Origin of the sequence: Pseudomonas cichorii (genome assembly GCF_003700275.1) — a bacterium.
In the GTDB taxonomy this organism is placed as follows: domain Bacteria; phylum Pseudomonadota; class Gammaproteobacteria; order Pseudomonadales; family Pseudomonadaceae; genus Aquipseudomonas; species Aquipseudomonas cichorii_B.
In genome coordinates this window covers 71,949-86,467 of the sequence record NZ_RBRE01000016.1, presented here as the reverse complement: position 1 = coordinate 86,467, position 14,519 = coordinate 71,949, and the positions used below count along the sequence as shown (strand labels likewise).

Annotated in this window: 8 protein-coding genes, 2 tRNA genes and 2 pseudogenes; 4 read left to right on the top strand and 8 right to left on the bottom strand. The window is 58.5% G+C overall.

Annotation, left to right across the window (positions count from 1 at the left end; translation table 11 throughout):
- Nucleotides 1-2 precede the first annotated feature (2 nt).
- The 6 genes from ALQ04_RS04515 to ALQ04_RS04490 all read right to left on the bottom strand — a co-directional run bounded on the left by ALQ04_RS04515 (nucleotide 3) and on the right by ALQ04_RS04490 (nucleotide 6,183).
- Nucleotides 3-950, bottom strand: a complete 948-nt coding sequence (locus ALQ04_RS04515) for an ABC transporter substrate-binding protein (RefSeq protein ID WP_122314659.1) — start codon at nucleotides 948-950, stop codon at nucleotides 3-5.
- 28 nt (nucleotides 951-978) lie between these two features.
- On the bottom strand, nucleotides 979-1,764 hold the full coding sequence (locus tag ALQ04_RS04510; RefSeq protein WP_122314658.1) for an amino acid ABC transporter ATP-binding protein: 786 nt from the start codon (nucleotides 1,762-1,764) through the stop codon (nucleotides 979-981).
- Nucleotides 1,757-2,728, bottom strand: coding sequence for an amino acid ABC transporter permease (locus ALQ04_RS04505; RefSeq protein ID WP_122314657.1), 972 nt, complete (start codon nucleotides 2,726-2,728; stop codon nucleotides 1,757-1,759). The genes ALQ04_RS04510 and ALQ04_RS04505 overlap by 8 nt, the downstream gene beginning before the upstream one ends.
- A 77-nt stretch (nucleotides 2,729-2,805) precedes the next feature.
- Nucleotides 2,806-5,169 (bottom strand): TonB-dependent siderophore receptor, encoded by a 2,364-nt coding sequence (locus ALQ04_RS04500; RefSeq protein ID WP_259644902.1) that lies wholly within the window; start codon nucleotides 5,167-5,169, stop codon nucleotides 2,806-2,808.
- An 842-nt stretch (nucleotides 5,170-6,011) separates the two neighbouring features.
- Nucleotides 6,012-6,088: transfer RNA gene (locus ALQ04_RS04495), tRNA-Asp, on the bottom strand.
- A 19-nt stretch (nucleotides 6,089-6,107) separates the two neighbouring features.
- A tRNA-Val gene (locus ALQ04_RS04490) sits at nucleotides 6,108-6,183 on the bottom strand.
- A gap of 161 nt (nucleotides 6,184-6,344) precedes the next feature.
- Here ALQ04_RS04490 and rdgC point away from each other — a divergent pair.
- The 4 genes and pseudogenes from rdgC to ALQ04_RS27590 form a co-directional block, all read left to right on the top strand.
- Nucleotides 6,345-7,265, top strand: a complete 921-nt coding sequence (rdgC, locus tag ALQ04_RS04485) for a recombination-associated protein RdgC (protein ID WP_122314656.1) — start codon at nucleotides 6,345-6,347, stop codon at nucleotides 7,263-7,265.
- An 88-nt stretch (nucleotides 7,266-7,353) separates the two neighbouring features.
- On the top strand, nucleotides 7,354-8,319 hold the full coding sequence (locus tag ALQ04_RS04480) for a bile acid:sodium symporter family protein (RefSeq protein WP_122314655.1): 966 nt from the start codon (nucleotides 7,354-7,356) through the stop codon (nucleotides 8,317-8,319).
- Between the two features lie 277 nt (nucleotides 8,320-8,596).
- Nucleotides 8,597-9,697 (top strand): annotated as a pseudogene (locus ALQ04_RS27595) (nitrate- and nitrite sensing domain-containing protein); the annotation flags it as partial.
- 351 nt (nucleotides 9,698-10,048) lie between these two features.
- Nucleotides 10,049-10,558, top strand: a pseudogene (locus tag ALQ04_RS27590) (methyl-accepting chemotaxis protein); the annotation flags it as partial.
- A gap of 49 nt (nucleotides 10,559-10,607) precedes the next feature.
- Here the strand turns inward: ALQ04_RS27590 and ALQ04_RS04470 are convergent.
- Together ALQ04_RS04470 and ALQ04_RS04465 are read right to left on the bottom strand one after the other, a co-directional pair.
- Nucleotides 10,608-12,482 carry an MFS transporter gene (locus tag ALQ04_RS04470; RefSeq protein WP_122314653.1) on the bottom strand — a complete coding sequence of 625 codons (1,875 nt, stop codon included), beginning with the start codon at nucleotides 12,480-12,482 and terminating at the stop codon, nucleotides 10,608-10,610.
- 148 nt (nucleotides 12,483-12,630) lie between these two features.
- On the bottom strand, nucleotides 12,631-14,508 hold the full coding sequence (locus tag ALQ04_RS04465; protein WP_259644897.1) for a membrane-associated oxidoreductase: 1,878 nt from the start codon (nucleotides 14,506-14,508) through the stop codon (nucleotides 12,631-12,633).
- Nucleotides 14,509-14,519 lie beyond the last annotated feature (11 nt).

The window sequence follows — 14,519 nt, the reverse complement described above, 5'->3', positions numbered from 1 at the left end:
GCTCAATCCGGCAAACCCGGTGGATTGATCTGCGATTGATCGATGCGCTCCACATCCAGCCCCCAACGCTGGAGCACCTGGTCGTACTGCCCGCCGGCAATCACGCCTTGCAACGCGGTGTGGATCGGCTGGATCAGCCCGTTGTCCTTGCGCGTGGTCACGGCGATATCGGCGCGCCGCGGCCAGCCACCGTTGACGATGCCGACCAGCCTGATACCGTTGGTCAAGGCCTGCGAATAAGCCGAAAGGGCATTGGGGCCGAAAGTGGCGTCGACGCGCCCGGACTGCACCGCCAGTTGCGCGGCAGCCACGTCGTCGTAGTACTGGAGCAAAGCCGGCTTGATACCGGCCTTCTCGTTTTCCTCGTTCCAGGCCAGCAGGACTTTCTCCTGATTGGTGCCCGAGCCGACAATGATCTTCAACCCGGCAATGTCGCTGGCTTGCTTGATCGAGGTGATCCTGCTGTTGGCCTTCACATAAAAGCCCAGCACGTCCTGACGATAGGTCGCGAAATCGAAGCGTTTCTTGCGCGCCTCGGTCACCGTCACATTGCTGATCACCGCGTCGTACTTGCCCGAGCTGACACCCAGCGGCCAGTCTTCCCAACTGGCCTGCACCACGTTCAATTGCAGGCCAAGGCTGTCGGCCACCAGTTGCGCGGTGTCGGCTTCGCTGCCGATGGTGGTCTTGTCATCCGAGGCCAGCAGCGCCAGCGGCGGCCCGGCGGTTCCGGAAACTGCCACGGTGAACTTGCCGGGCTGGGCGAACTTGAAGCCCGTCGGTATCTGCGCGATGGCCGCCTCGTTGCGCGGCGCACGAATACGTTGCTGGTCAGGGCTCAGGTTGATCCTGTGCACGGTCGGCGAGGTGGCGCTTTCGGCGGCCATCAGCGGCTGGCCAAGGCCGACGGCAATCGTCAGCAAGGCCAGGCGCGCGGTGTTTGCAAGCATGTGAAGTCACTCCTTTAACGCTCGAAATTCACAGCACCTTGCCCAGAAAGGCGATGGTGCGAGGATGGCGGGGTTGACGAAATAGCTGTTCGGGAGGACCTTGCTCGATCAACTGACCCTCGCAGAGAAACACCACGTGGTCGGCCACTTCCCTGGCAAAGCCGATTTCATGGGTCACGACCACCAGCGTCACACCCAGCCGGGTCAGGCCCTTGATGACGTCCAGCACCTCACCGACCAGCTCGGGATCCAGCGCGGAAGTCGGCTCATCGAACAGCAGCACTTTCGGATCGAGCGCCAGCGCCCGGGCAATGGCCACCCGCTGTTGCTGGCCACCGGACAATTGCCGTGGATAGGCGTCGGCCTTGTCTTGCAGGCCGACCTTGGCCAACAGTTCCAGCGCCTTGCTGCGTGCCTCGGATTTGCTCCAGCGCTTATGGGCCAGAGGCGCTTCGGCAATGTTTTCCCAGGCCGTGAGATGCGGGAACAGGTTGAAGTTCTGGAATACGAAACCGACATCGACCCGCTGCTTGAGAATCTCGCTCTCCTTGAGTTCGTAGAGCAGGTTGCCCTTGCGTCGATAGCCGACATATTCACCGTCGATGGTGATGTGCCCGCTGTCGATTTTCTCCAGGTGATTGATGGTTCTGAGCAAGGTCGACTTGCCGGAACCGGACGGCCCGAGAATCACCGTGACCTTGCCCGGCTCGATACTCAGGTCGATATTCCTGAGCACTTCCTGATTACCGAAACGCTTGCCCACGTTCTGGATCTGGATACGTCCTGCGCGCACCGCCATTGCCGACTCAGCCATGGGTTTTCTCCCTGAACCAGTGACGCAGGCGCTGCAAGGGCGTGGGCGGCAGAACCCGGGCCGTGCCGCGGGCAAAATGGCGCTCGATGTAGTACTGGGCGCTGGTCAGCAGCGTGGTAATGATCAGGTACCAGACCGTGGCGACAATCAGCAGCGGAATCACCGCCTGGGTGCGGTTGTAGATCACCTGCACGGTGTAGAACAGGTCTGGCAGCGCCAGCACATAGACAATCGAAGTACCTTTGACCAGACCGATGATTTCGTTGAACCCCGAAGGCAGGATCGAACGCAGGGCCTGGGGCAGGATGATGCGAAAAATGCGCCGCCGGGCCGGCAGGCCCAATGCTGCCGCCGCTTCATGCTGGCCGTTGTCGACGCTGATGATCCCGCCGCGAATGATTTCCGCCGTGTAGGCCGCCTGCATCAGGCTCAGGCCCAGTACCGCCACAGTGAACTGGCTCAGTACATCGACAGTCGACCACTCGGCCAGCACGATCCCGGTGAACGGAATGCCCAGCACGATGTGATCGTAGAGGTAGGCAAAGTTGTAGAGGATGATCAGCACCAGCAAGGCCGGCATCGAGCGGAAAAACCAGATGTAACCCCAGGCCAGCGACGCCAGCAACGACGATGTCGACAGCCGCGCCAGGGCCAATCCCGTGCCGAGCAGAATACTGAATACCGTGCTCAGCACCGTGAGCAGCAAGGTCTGTCCCAGCCCTCGCAGCACTGACGGCGAGAAGAACCACTTGGCAAATACCTCCCACTCCCAGCGCGGGTTGGTGGCCAGCGAATGGACAATGGCAAACAGCACCAGAGCGGCGAACACTGAACCCACCCAGCGCCACGGATGACGCGCCGGAACAATCTGCAAGGCCCCGGCAGGTGTGGCAGTCCGTACTTCGGAGACCTTGTAATGAATCTCCTCATCGCGGAGGTCGAACGGTTTGGCGACAATCGGCATCTCGGATTCCTCGCACGCAATCACAGGTGATGGTGTTTTATTGATGTTGCTGTCGGGCACGGCTGCGCCGCCCCGACTTAAAAGGCATAGGTCAAACGGGTGTAGTAGTAGCCACCGGTAAATCCGAATGGCGAATAGGTGCCATAGCTGCTGGTCATGGTGCTGCTGGGGACGCCTTGTTTCCTGGGATAGACGTCGAACAGATTCTTGGCACCCACGGCAATGTTCAGGTCTTTGCTGAGGTCGTAGCCGACGTCCAGGTCGGTAATCCATTTGGCGGCGTAGATACGATCCAGCGAGCGGTCGCCGGAATCATTGACCTCCTTGTAGGAGCCATAGCGGGTAAGGGCCAGATTGATATTGAACCTGTCGATGCGCCAGTCGCCGCCCAGAATCAACTTGGTCCGCGGCTGGATGCCGGTGATCAGGTTGCGCGCTTCACGATCCATCAATTCATAAGGCGTACCGAGAATGTTCGTGGAAGCCTTGTAGTTGAGGATCTCGGTCTGGTTCCAGTTGAACGCCGCCGTCCATTTCAGCGAGCCGTACGCGCCCAGATCCTGGCTGTAGTTGCCGACCACATCCACGCCCTTGGTCCGGGTGTCGGCACCATTGATGAAGTACTGGCCGCCCGAGGTGGAATTGACGCCGTTGTTCTGCAGCACCTGAGTGACTTCATCGCCCAACAGCGTGCCGGTCAGGGTGATGCGGTCACGGATATTGATCACATAGGCATCGGTGGTCAGGCTCAGGCGCTCGGTCGGCGTCAGGGTGAAACCCAGGCTGAAGTTGGTGGAGCGCTCCGGTTTCAGGTCTTCGGCACCCAGCGCTCTGGCCGCTTCCGAGGCAACCGGCAGTACGCCGTAGTTGATCGACTGATAGACGCCGTCCACCACGCCATAAGTGGTCGAACGGGCACTGAACAGACTGTTGGCCAGCGAAGGTGCGCGGAAACCGTTGCTCACGGTCGCCCGCACGGCAAATTGCGGTGTGAAGTCATAGCGGGTGGTCAGCTTGCCGCTGCGGGTGGCGCCCACGCCCTGGTTGTAATGCTCATAACGCAATGCCGTGCCCAGATACCACTGCGGGACCGGGTTGAACCCGACATCGACATAACTGGCGACGCTGTTGCGGCTGGCACTCTCGGCTTCGTCGGGAGAAATACCGTTGGTGACCTGCGCGCCGGAAGACGCGCAATTACCCGGTGCAACGCAATATCCACCGTTGGCGTAGGAAGCCCAGTCGCCCTCTTCGACTTCATATCCCTCGCGCCGGTGCTCGAAACCGTAAGACAGGTCCAGAGGTTTCTGCAGGCCGATATCGAAATCCCGCTTGAAATCCAGATTGGTGGTCAGCTCGTTGGCAATCCAGGTTCCGGACGTGAAATTGTTGGGCGTGGCTTCGCCCAGCGACGGGTTCTGGTTGCGCTCGGTGCCCTGCTCGGCCTTGTTGCGACCGTAGGTCGAAGACAGATCCCAGTCCCATTCACCAAGCTGGCCCCTGGCACCGAATGCCGCCTGGAAATCTTCCTCTTCGATGTACCACACCGGCACATAGCCGCCCGGATAACCATTGGGGCCGGTGGTGATGGTGTTGGTAATGGTCGGCAGCCGAAAGTTCTGGCCCTGCTCGGCCTTGCGCCGCGAATAGGTGGTGAACGAGTAAAGGCTCAGATCGTCGCTGACCGGCAGTTCCGCGTTATAGCCGAGGGTCAGCAGGTTGATCCTGGGTGTGCCGTAACCACCGTAGGTCGACTTGCCGGCCCGATCCAGAGCCTGCTCGTAGCTGTAGCCGTTGGCGCTGGCCTTGTTGTCATCGTTCTGGCTGCGCGCATCGAGCGCCAGTTGCACGATGCCGCCATCGCCAATCTCGAAGCCCTTGTTCAGGCTCTGCTGCACCGTCTGCTTCTTGCCGTCATAGCCCAGCCCGGCATGGGTCACGGCGGTGCCGCTGGTGTCGGCCTTGAGAATGACGTTGATCACCCCGGCAATCGCATCGGAACCATATTGCGCAGCGGCGCCGTCGCGCAGCACTTCGACATGATCGATGGCGCTGATGGGAATCAGGTCGAGATCTGCAGGTGCGGCGCCGGTATTGATACCGTTGATATTAAGGGTCGCACTGGTATGACGACGCTTGCCATTGACCAGTACCAGCACTTCGGCGGCACTCAGGCCGCGCAGATTCGGCGCCCGGGCCATGCCACTGGCGTCCCAACCGGTTTTTTCCGGCAGGGTCAGCGATGGAATCACCGCACTCAAGGCTTCCATCAGGCCCGGCTTGCCGGTGCTCTGCAATTGTCTGGCGCTGACCACATCGATCGGCACCGGGCTGCTGGTCACGGTGCGCTGCTCGGCACCACGGTTACCGGTCACGACCACCGTCGACAAGGTACCGCCATTCTGGGCGGCACTTTCCTGAGCCTGAAGCGACCCGCTCATCAGCACACTGCCCATGGCCAAGGCCAGCGGGCTCAGGAACACGATGCGCCCTGGGGCATGAACATCCTGTAAGACTCTCTGCACATCTACTCCAAAGGGCCGTCATTGCAGCCCACTCATCCAGATCGCGCGGTCGGGCATGCACGCCGTCATCGAGACAGCGAGCCATGCACTTGCGGGTTGATAGCGATTTGCGGCCCCGGCGCTTGAAAGCGGCCGGGACCAGGCAGCACTAGCGGTGCAAGGCCGGACAGGAAGGAGGCTGGAATACTGAAGAGCGTCTGTCAGCGACAGGACGAGAAGCACCCGGAACACGGGATTGAAGTGGCAACATGCATCGAACTCCCTTCCAACGGTTGCGCTGGCATGCGCGCAGAACCTGGATCACGATCGGTACCATCCGCGGTGAGGGGTAGGCTGTTGAGACCAAACATAACGGAATCAATGGCGCAAAAAAAATTCTATTTCGCTATAAGCTAATATGAAAAATATTGATTTACGCAAGAGTACTTAATCCAAAAAATGAATATAAGCAGGGAGATGCAGGTGCGGATACAAGATAGCAGGAGGTCCGGCAGTGTTCCTGACACTGCGCTGTCACTCCGCAAACAGAGAGCATGTGGGACCGGACTCATCAGGGAAGAGGCCCGTACATTCACAGAATCTGCGTCGTCAGAAAGAATGTCTTCCCGGATAAATCCGGTCCCACCTGAGCGTTTCAACTCATGGAGTTGCGCTCTTGCCCGGGCTGGGTAAATTTACAGACACCGGAAAGCAAAAAAGCGACCCTAAGGTCGCTTTTCTGTTTGCTTCAAGGAGTTCAAGGGCCTTGAAGCTTAATATGGCGCAGCGGACGGGACTCGAACCCGCGACCCCCGGCGTGACAGGCCGGTATTCTAACCGACTGAACTACCGCTGCGCGTAACACTAAGAGAGATTGGTGGGTGATGACGGGATCGAACCGCCGACCCGCTGCTTGTAAGGCAGCTGCTCTCCCAGCTGAGCTAATCACCCTTCACTCTCGGTGTGGCGCGCATTCTACGGAGCGACCCATAGTCTGGCAAGCACTTTTTTAAATAATTTTTATAATCCTTCCAAAGGCTTAGCGCAGGGTTGGCCGCGCAGTCCAAGGAGCGAATAATGCCCTCCTTTGTATGGAAGGAGAGATTCACCTCATGTGGTTCAAAAACCTGCTTATCTATCGCCTGACCCAGGATGTACCTTTTGACGCCGAGGCGCTGGAAACTGCACTCGCGACCAAGCCTGCCCGCGCCTGTGCCAGCCAGGAGTTGACCACTTACGGTTTCGTTGCGCCATTCGGCAAGGGTGAGGACGCACCTCTGGTCCACATCAGCCAGGACTTCCTGCTGATTGCTGCGCGCAAGGAAGAACGCATCCTGCCTGGCAGCGTGGTACGTGACGCACTGAAGGAAAAGGTCGACGAGATCGAAGCCGAACAGATGCGCAAGGTCTACAAGAAGGAGCGCGATCAGCTCAAGGATGAAATCATCCAGGCCTTCCTGCCCCGCGCCTTTATCCGCCGTTCGGCAACCTTCGCCGCCATCGCGCCGAAACAGGGCCTGATTCTGGTCAACGCCTCCAGCCCGAAACGTGCCGAAGACCTGCTGTCGACCCTGCGTGAAGTGATCGGCTCGCTGCCGGTACGTCCGCTGACCGTCAAGACCGCGCCAAGCGCAATCATGACCGACTGGGTCAAGACCCAGAAAGCTGCCGACAACTTCTTCGTGCTGGACGAATGCGAGCTGCGCGATACCCACGAAGATGGCGGCATCGTGCGCTGCAAGCGTCAGGATCTGACCAGCGATGAAATCCAGCTGCACCTGAACACCGGCAAGGTCGTCACCCAGCTTTCGCTGGCCTGGCAGGACAAGCTGTCGTTCGTGCTCGACGACAAGCTGGTGGTCAAGCGCCTGAAGTTCGAGGACCTGCTGCAGGATCAGGCCGAACAGGACGGCGGCGACGAGGCGCTGGGCCAACTGGACGCCAGCTTCACGCTGATGATGCTGACCTTCGGCGAATTCCTGCCTGAGCTGTTCGAGGCACTGGGCGGCGAGGAAATCCCGCAAGGCATCTGATATCTGCCTAGCAGGACCCAGCGACAGAACGGCGCCGCCTCTTATACAGGCGGCGCCTCTATTTATAGAAGAAGAAAAGGAGCAATCCATGCGGGCATTGGTAGCCTTGAGCCGCTTTGTAGGGAACACGTTTGCATACTGGGTGCTGTTATTCGCCATTCTGGCGTTTCTGTTTCCCCAGGTTTTCATCGGCCTGAAGGGCTGGATTGTTCCATTGCTGGGGCTGGTCATGTTCGGCATGGGCCTGACCCTCAAGCTTGAAGACTTCTCTGAAGTGGCACGCAACCCATGGCGAGTGGCGCTGGGTGTGGTCGCTCACTTCGTGATCATGCCCGGCGTGGCCTGGTTGCTGTGCCAGATATTTCATCTGCCGCCGGAAATCGCCGTGGGCGTGATTCTGGTCGGTTGCTGCCCGAGCGGCACCTCATCCAACGTAATGGCCTGGCTGGCCAAGGGTGATCTGGCGCTGGCCGTGGCCATCGCTGCAGTCACCACCCTGCTCGCCCCGCTGCTGACGCCCACCCTGATCTGGTTCCTGGCCTCGGCCTGGCTGCCGGTATCCTTCCTGGATATGTTCTGGTCGATCCTGCAACTGGTGATGTTGCCGATCATCCTTGGCGTCGTCGCCCAGCGCCTGCTCGGTGCCCGCGTCAGTCATGCCGTGGATGTGCTGCCGCTGGTTTCCGTGGTCAGCATCGTGCTGATCGTCTGCGCCGTGGTGGCCGCCAGCCAGGCGAAGATCGCCGAGTCCGGCCTGTTGATCATGGCGGTGGTGATCCTGCACAACACCTTTGGCTTCCTGCTCGGCTACTTCACCGGCAAGGTGTTCAAGCTGCCGTTGCCGCAACGCAAATCCCTGGCCCTGGAAGTCGGCATGCAGAACTCGGGGCTCGGCGCGGCACTGGCCAGTGCACATTTCTCGCCGCTGGCTGCGGTGCCCAGCGCGCTGTTCAGTGTCTGGCACAATATCTCGGGGGCCCTGCTCTCCACATATTTCCGCAAGATGCCGGAAGAAACCCCGCCACAACCGGTCGACAAACCCGCCCCCCATTGAAAGCGGTTTATCTTTCCATGAACTTGCTCTTGCCCGGACTGTTTTACAGCGTCCGGGCAAGTACGCACCGCACCAAAACAAAGCACTTTCATTGATCGGGATCAACACATCCCGAATAGTCTTTTACCGCAACGACTGTCCATGACCGATAACAAAAACAAAAAGACACGCCTGCCCAAAACCCCAGTAACATGCATCGCTACATTCAGCGCAAACAATAAAAACCCACTTCCATCGCGCACGTCAGGGCTTCAGACATCCAAGGAGTTTTTCGGAAATGCTCAAGAATGCACCGCTAAGGATAAAGCTGTTATTGATTCTGTTACTTCCCTTATTGGGATTCCTGATATTGGCAGGCGTATTTGTTTCAAATAACTACAAGACGCTCAACGACATGAACAAGACCGTGACAGCCAGTGCCACGGCGCAGAAATTGAGCCATCTGATCACCACGCTGCAGCGCGAACGCGGTGCCAGCGGTGTGTTTCTGGGAAGCCGTGGTACCAGCATGGGCGACCGCCTCGGCCAGATGCGCAAGGACTCCGATACGGCAATGGCCGCCGTGCGCGACTTGCCCAACCGTGGTGCATCCGATCTCGACAATGTCTTGCGCGCACTCGATGGCGTGCAGCAGACCCGCACTAATGTCGACAAGTTGAGTATCAAAAGCACAGAGTCGGGCGCACGCTATACCGAAGTCATTCAGACACTTATTGGATATACGCACTCTCTTGAAGCCAGCGTCAATAATGCGGCCATTGTTCACGCTCTCAGTGCACTGAATCAGTTCATTGAAATGAAAGAGCGCGCTGGACGCGAGCGTGTAATGCTCGGACTGGTATTCAATCAGGACCGCTTCGACGAAACCTTACTATCATCCTTCAGTCGCAATCTGGGTGAGTTCATTGCCTACTCCGATGCATTCCGGCGCAAGGCACCCGCAACCTCGCTGGAACAATTCAACGAGAAAATGCAAACTCCGGCGGCCATCGAAGTCGGCAAGTTACAGCGTCTGGCCTTTGACGTGCCGATGGGCCAGGCACTGGGTATCAAACCGCAAAGCTGGTTTGATACTTCGACCCGTCGTATCGACCTGATGAGCGATGTCGAAGAAGCCCTGGGGCAAAGTGTCAGCGCCCTCGCCCTGCATGAACGTGACAAGGCCAGCCGCGCCCTGTGGCTGACCATCGGCTCGGCCATCGTTGCCTTGCTGGCGGTCGCGGCGCTGTCGTACCTGATCATTCGCAATATCAATCTGGCGGTAGGCAACGTGAACAAGGTTCTGGATGACCTTGCCGGGCGCGACCTCACCTCGCGGGCGACCTACGAGAGCAAGGACGAATTCGGCCAGATCTCGCGCAACCTCAACCGCATGGCGGAAGAGATCAAGGACATCGTCCAGGAAATCGGCAATGCCACCGCCCAGGTAGCCACCGCAGCCGAGGAATGCTCCACCGTCACCTCCGAGACCAGCCACAGTATCGAGCAACAGCGACAAAGCACCGAGCTGGTGGCCACCGCTATCAACGAGATGAGTGCAACCGTACGGGAAGTGGCGCGCAGTACCAGCGATGCCGCGCAGATGTCGCAACGAGTGAATACCAGCACAGCGCAGGGACGCGGCGAGATCGAAAGCACCATCGAACTGATTCGTCAGTTGTCGGGACAGGCCGAGGAAACCGCGTCGATCATCGGCGAGCTGAAAAACGAGAGCGATGCCATTTCCTCGGTACTCGATGTGATTCGCGGCATTGCCGAGCAAACCAACCTGCTGGCCTTGAATGCCGCCATCGAAGCGGCGCGTGCCGGCGATCATGGCCGCGGCTTCGCAGTGGTGGCTTCAGAGGTCCGCACTCTGGCGCAAAGGACCCAGGAATCCACCGGCAACATTCAGCAGATGATTACCAACCTGCAGACCGGCTCGGACCGCGCCACCACCTCGATGCAGGAGACACTGGGCAAGGCGCAGTCCGGCGCGAGCAAGGTCGAGCGGGCGGGCGAGTTGCTGGGCGAGATCGCCGAAGGGATTTCCAGCATCAGCGACCGCAATATTCAGATTGCCTCGGCGGCGGAAGAACAGAGTGCGGTGTCCGAAGATATCAACCGCAACGTCAACGAGATCAATGACCTGGTGATTCAGGTCAGCGCCGGTGCCGAGCAGACAGCCATCACCAGCCAGGAACTGGCACGACTGGCCGAGCACCAGCAGCGTCTGGTCAGCCGCTTCAAGGTCGCCTGACAGACTGCGCACAAGGGGGGGGCGCATACCGCCGCCCCTTCAGCCACTCCTAGCGCCCTGCCCCGCGCAACGCCTTGACCTGCTCACGGACATCGGCCGGCATCGCCGCATCGTGGGCAATCGCAGGTCCGGCAACCAGCACTACCCGCGACCACAGGCGACCAAACAGTTTCTTGTCCGGCGCGCGACTGAACAAGCTTCCCCACAAGCCCTGCAACGCCAGCGGAATCACAGGCACCGCCGTCTCTTCGAGTATCCGGCTCATGCCGCCCTTGAAGCCGTTGATTTCGCCATCGAGAGTCAGCTTGCCTTCCGGGAAGATGCAGACCAGCTCGCCGTCTGCCAGGTACTGCGCAATCCGTTTGAAGGCCTGGTCGTAGACCTGCATATCTTCGTTACGCCCGGCAATCGGAATGGTCCCGGCCGTGCGGAAAATGAAGTTCAGCACCGGCAGACGGTAGATCTTGTAGTACATGACGAAACGGATCGGCCGCCGCACCGCACCACCAATCAGCAGCGCATCGACAAACGACACATGGTTGCAGACCAGCAACGCTGGCCCTTCTTCCGGGATCAGATCCAGATTGCGGTGTTCGACGCGATACATGGAATGGCTGAGCAGCCAGATCATGAAGCGCATGGTGAACTCGGGGACGATCTTGAAGATGTAGGTGTTGACCGCGATGTTCATCAGCGACACCACCAGGAACAACTGCGGGATCGACAGCTTGGCAACGCTGAGCAACAGGATCGAAACGATTGCCGAGACCACCATGAACAGCGCATTGAGAATGTTATTGGAAGCAATGACCCGCGAGCGCTCCTTCTCGGCGGTCCGCGACTGGATCAGCGCATACAGCGGCACGATGTAGAAACCGCCGAAAATGCCGATCCCCAGAATATCCAGCAGTATCCACCAGCCCTGCCCGTAGGAGAGCACCGCCAGCCAGTCGTTGGCCTGCACGTTCTGCGGGAAATCGCCCGAATGCCACCACAGCAACAGACCAAACACCGTCAGCCCCATGGAGCCGAACGGCACCAGACCGATCTCGACCTTGTGCCCGGACATCCGCTCGCACAGCAGCGAACCCAGGGCAATGCCGATGGAGAACACAGTCAGAATCAGCGTGACCACGGTTTCGTCGCCGTACATCCATTCCTTGGCGTAGGCCGGGATCTGGGTCAGGTAAATCGCCCCGACAAACCAGAACCAGGAATTGCCGACAATCGAGCGCGACACTGCAGGCGTCTGACCAAGCCCCATGCGCAAGGTCGCCCAGGACTGGGTAAAGATGTTCCAGTTCAGGCGCATTTCCGGGGAAGCGGCAGGTGCTTTCGGGATGCCGTAACTGGCGACGAAGCCCAGGCACGCCACCAGAATGATCGCGGCAGAAACCACGAAGGCGTAATGACTGGAAGACATCATGATTCCGGCACCGATGGTGCCCGCCAGAATCGCCAGAAACGTGCCCATCTCCACCAGCCCGTTGCCGCCGACCAGTTCGTGCTCGCGCAGATGCTGCGGCAGGATCGAATACTTGACCGGCCCGAACAGCGCCGAATGCGTGCCCATGGCAAACAGCGCCAGCAGCATCATCCACAGATGGTTGAAGATGAAACCGGCGGCTCCGACCGTCATGATCCCGATCTCGGCAAGCTTGATCAGCCGGATCAGCGCGTCCTTGGGATACTTCTCACCGAACTGCCCGGCCAGCGCCGAAAACAGAAAGAACGGCAGGATGAACAGCAACGCGCACAGGTTGACGTAGATCGAGCGGTCACCGTCGATGCTCAGCTTGTACAGAATGGCGAGGATCAATGACTGCTTGAAGATATTGTCATTGAACGCCCCAAGCGACTGGGTGATGAAAAACGGCAGAAAGCGCCGTTTCCCGAGCAGGCTGAATTGTGACTGTTGGCTCATCGTCCGTGGTCCTGAATGGCTGTGGCAATTGGAAGGTCTGAATCCAGTGCGGAGCACATTGAAGACGGATCACCTCAGGATGTCGATAGCTATGTAAGTACAAACGCTATCACTGCGTGCTTCGCAGTTCTGAAACGATCCATTTCTGTCACTCCTTACGACGGGCCAAACCGGACACCACTGCGACAAACAGCAGGCTGAAGCCCCAACCGGCGAGAATCTCGAACCACATCACAAACCTGACCCAACGTTTGGCGCTGGTGAAAAAGCTGAAAAACTCTTCAAGGATGTTGGCTTTAGGCGTCTCGATCACCGGCGCCCAATCGTCTTCCTGATGCAGATTGACTAACGGGAGCAGCAAATCCAACGAGAAGGCTATCGGGCTGAAGGCCGTGTACTCTTGGGGTAATGCGTCACACAAATACCAGTTGGCGCTGCCTGCTGGTTCGTTTCCAGTCGGCTCAAGCGGCGGCGAACAGTGCTTGTAGCTGGCATTCTGGAAAACCAGCGGATCGCTGGGGGCGAAGATGGCTTTGTGATCAGCTGCCCACCAATAGAAGGCGGCGCACAGCAGCCAGACACCGAGAAACCACGGCAGCAACAGCATCGGGCGATAGCCGTACCCACTAAGCGGGCGATACATCCAGTGCAAGAACACCATCAAGCATCGATAACCATTACGCAGTGGCTCTGGCCAATGAGTGGGGCTCTGACCGATCAATCCCTTGTCACGTAGTCGGTCTTCAAATGCGATCCCCACTTGCCGCGCTTCCTCGGCATGGCCCATTTCGTCCAGGACTTTCTGGAGTTGCCGCCAGGGTTGGGGGTAGAACTCTGGGAGTTGGCTTGGCTTGATCGAGGGAGCACGTTGCTTATCGAGCCAGTTCAAGCGATCTCCAGTCGACATCTGCTCACTGACATGAATAAAGTTGTAGACGAAGCCATTGATATCAAGATCGTCGCCCCAGGACTTGCTATCGTCATTCAAAGACCCTGCGCGCCCCCCGGTAAATGAAGCTTTCCCTATAGGATCGACCAAGTTTCGCAGAATCAAAGAGCCATCAATATTGATTCGCTGGGCTTTAAGCTCCGTGATCTGTCCTGCGTCACGGATCACTAGATCGCCTTTTAGCACGACGCCACGTAACACAACGGTCCCTGTAGCTTTGAATCCACGCCCAAGAAAAAGAGAGCCGCCGACGAATGCTCCATCCATCCTTAACGCGTCCGCCCCACCACCGTCGAACTGGCCACCCAGACAATTGAATTGCCCATGAACCTTAGCCCCCAAGAATCGTACACACCCCTTGGCAGAGAACCCATTGCGCATAAAAACACTGCCATCGACAATAGCTCTATCAGCCGAAAAAGCAGGCCCTTCAGATACGCTAAAACAGGCCTCGTCACACGCAATCTCGCCGCCAATCCGGGCTGCAAGCAGGCTTATCATTCCGTTGGTCTTGACACCCCCCAAGTGCAGACTTCCCTGGCAGACCATATTTTCGGCCGACAGCGCCCAGCTCCCCTTACCGTCAAGACTGGCTTCTGAGAGGGTGATCTGCCCTTTGATATCACCACCATCAAGGTTCACCTTTCCAACTGAGGTAACCTTTTTGAGTGATAGAACACCAACAATCTTGAGGCGCGAAGCCTCTACGCCTTTTAAGCTTGAACCGTACAAAAGCAGCGAATTACTCAGGGTGGCATCAGTCAGCACCAAGGGGCGCTCGAAAGCGCAGAACCGAAGCCATAGCGCCATGGGCACCACCGTGCTTTGCAGATTCAGCCTGCCTTCGACATAGGCACCGCGTAATTGCACCCCATGCTCATGCACAGGTGCTTGCTCATCTCCTCCAAGAGCGAGAAAACGGATGAACTCGGCACGCACCCGGTTACTGTTCGACAGCTCAACGGGAAGTTTAAGGCCCACTTTCGCTTCGGTGCCGGCTTTACAATGCTCTAGCAGTTGCCGCTCAGCTGGCCACAGCGAGCCAAAGTCAGACAGCGAACGTCCATAGGGTTTCATGCCATATCCTT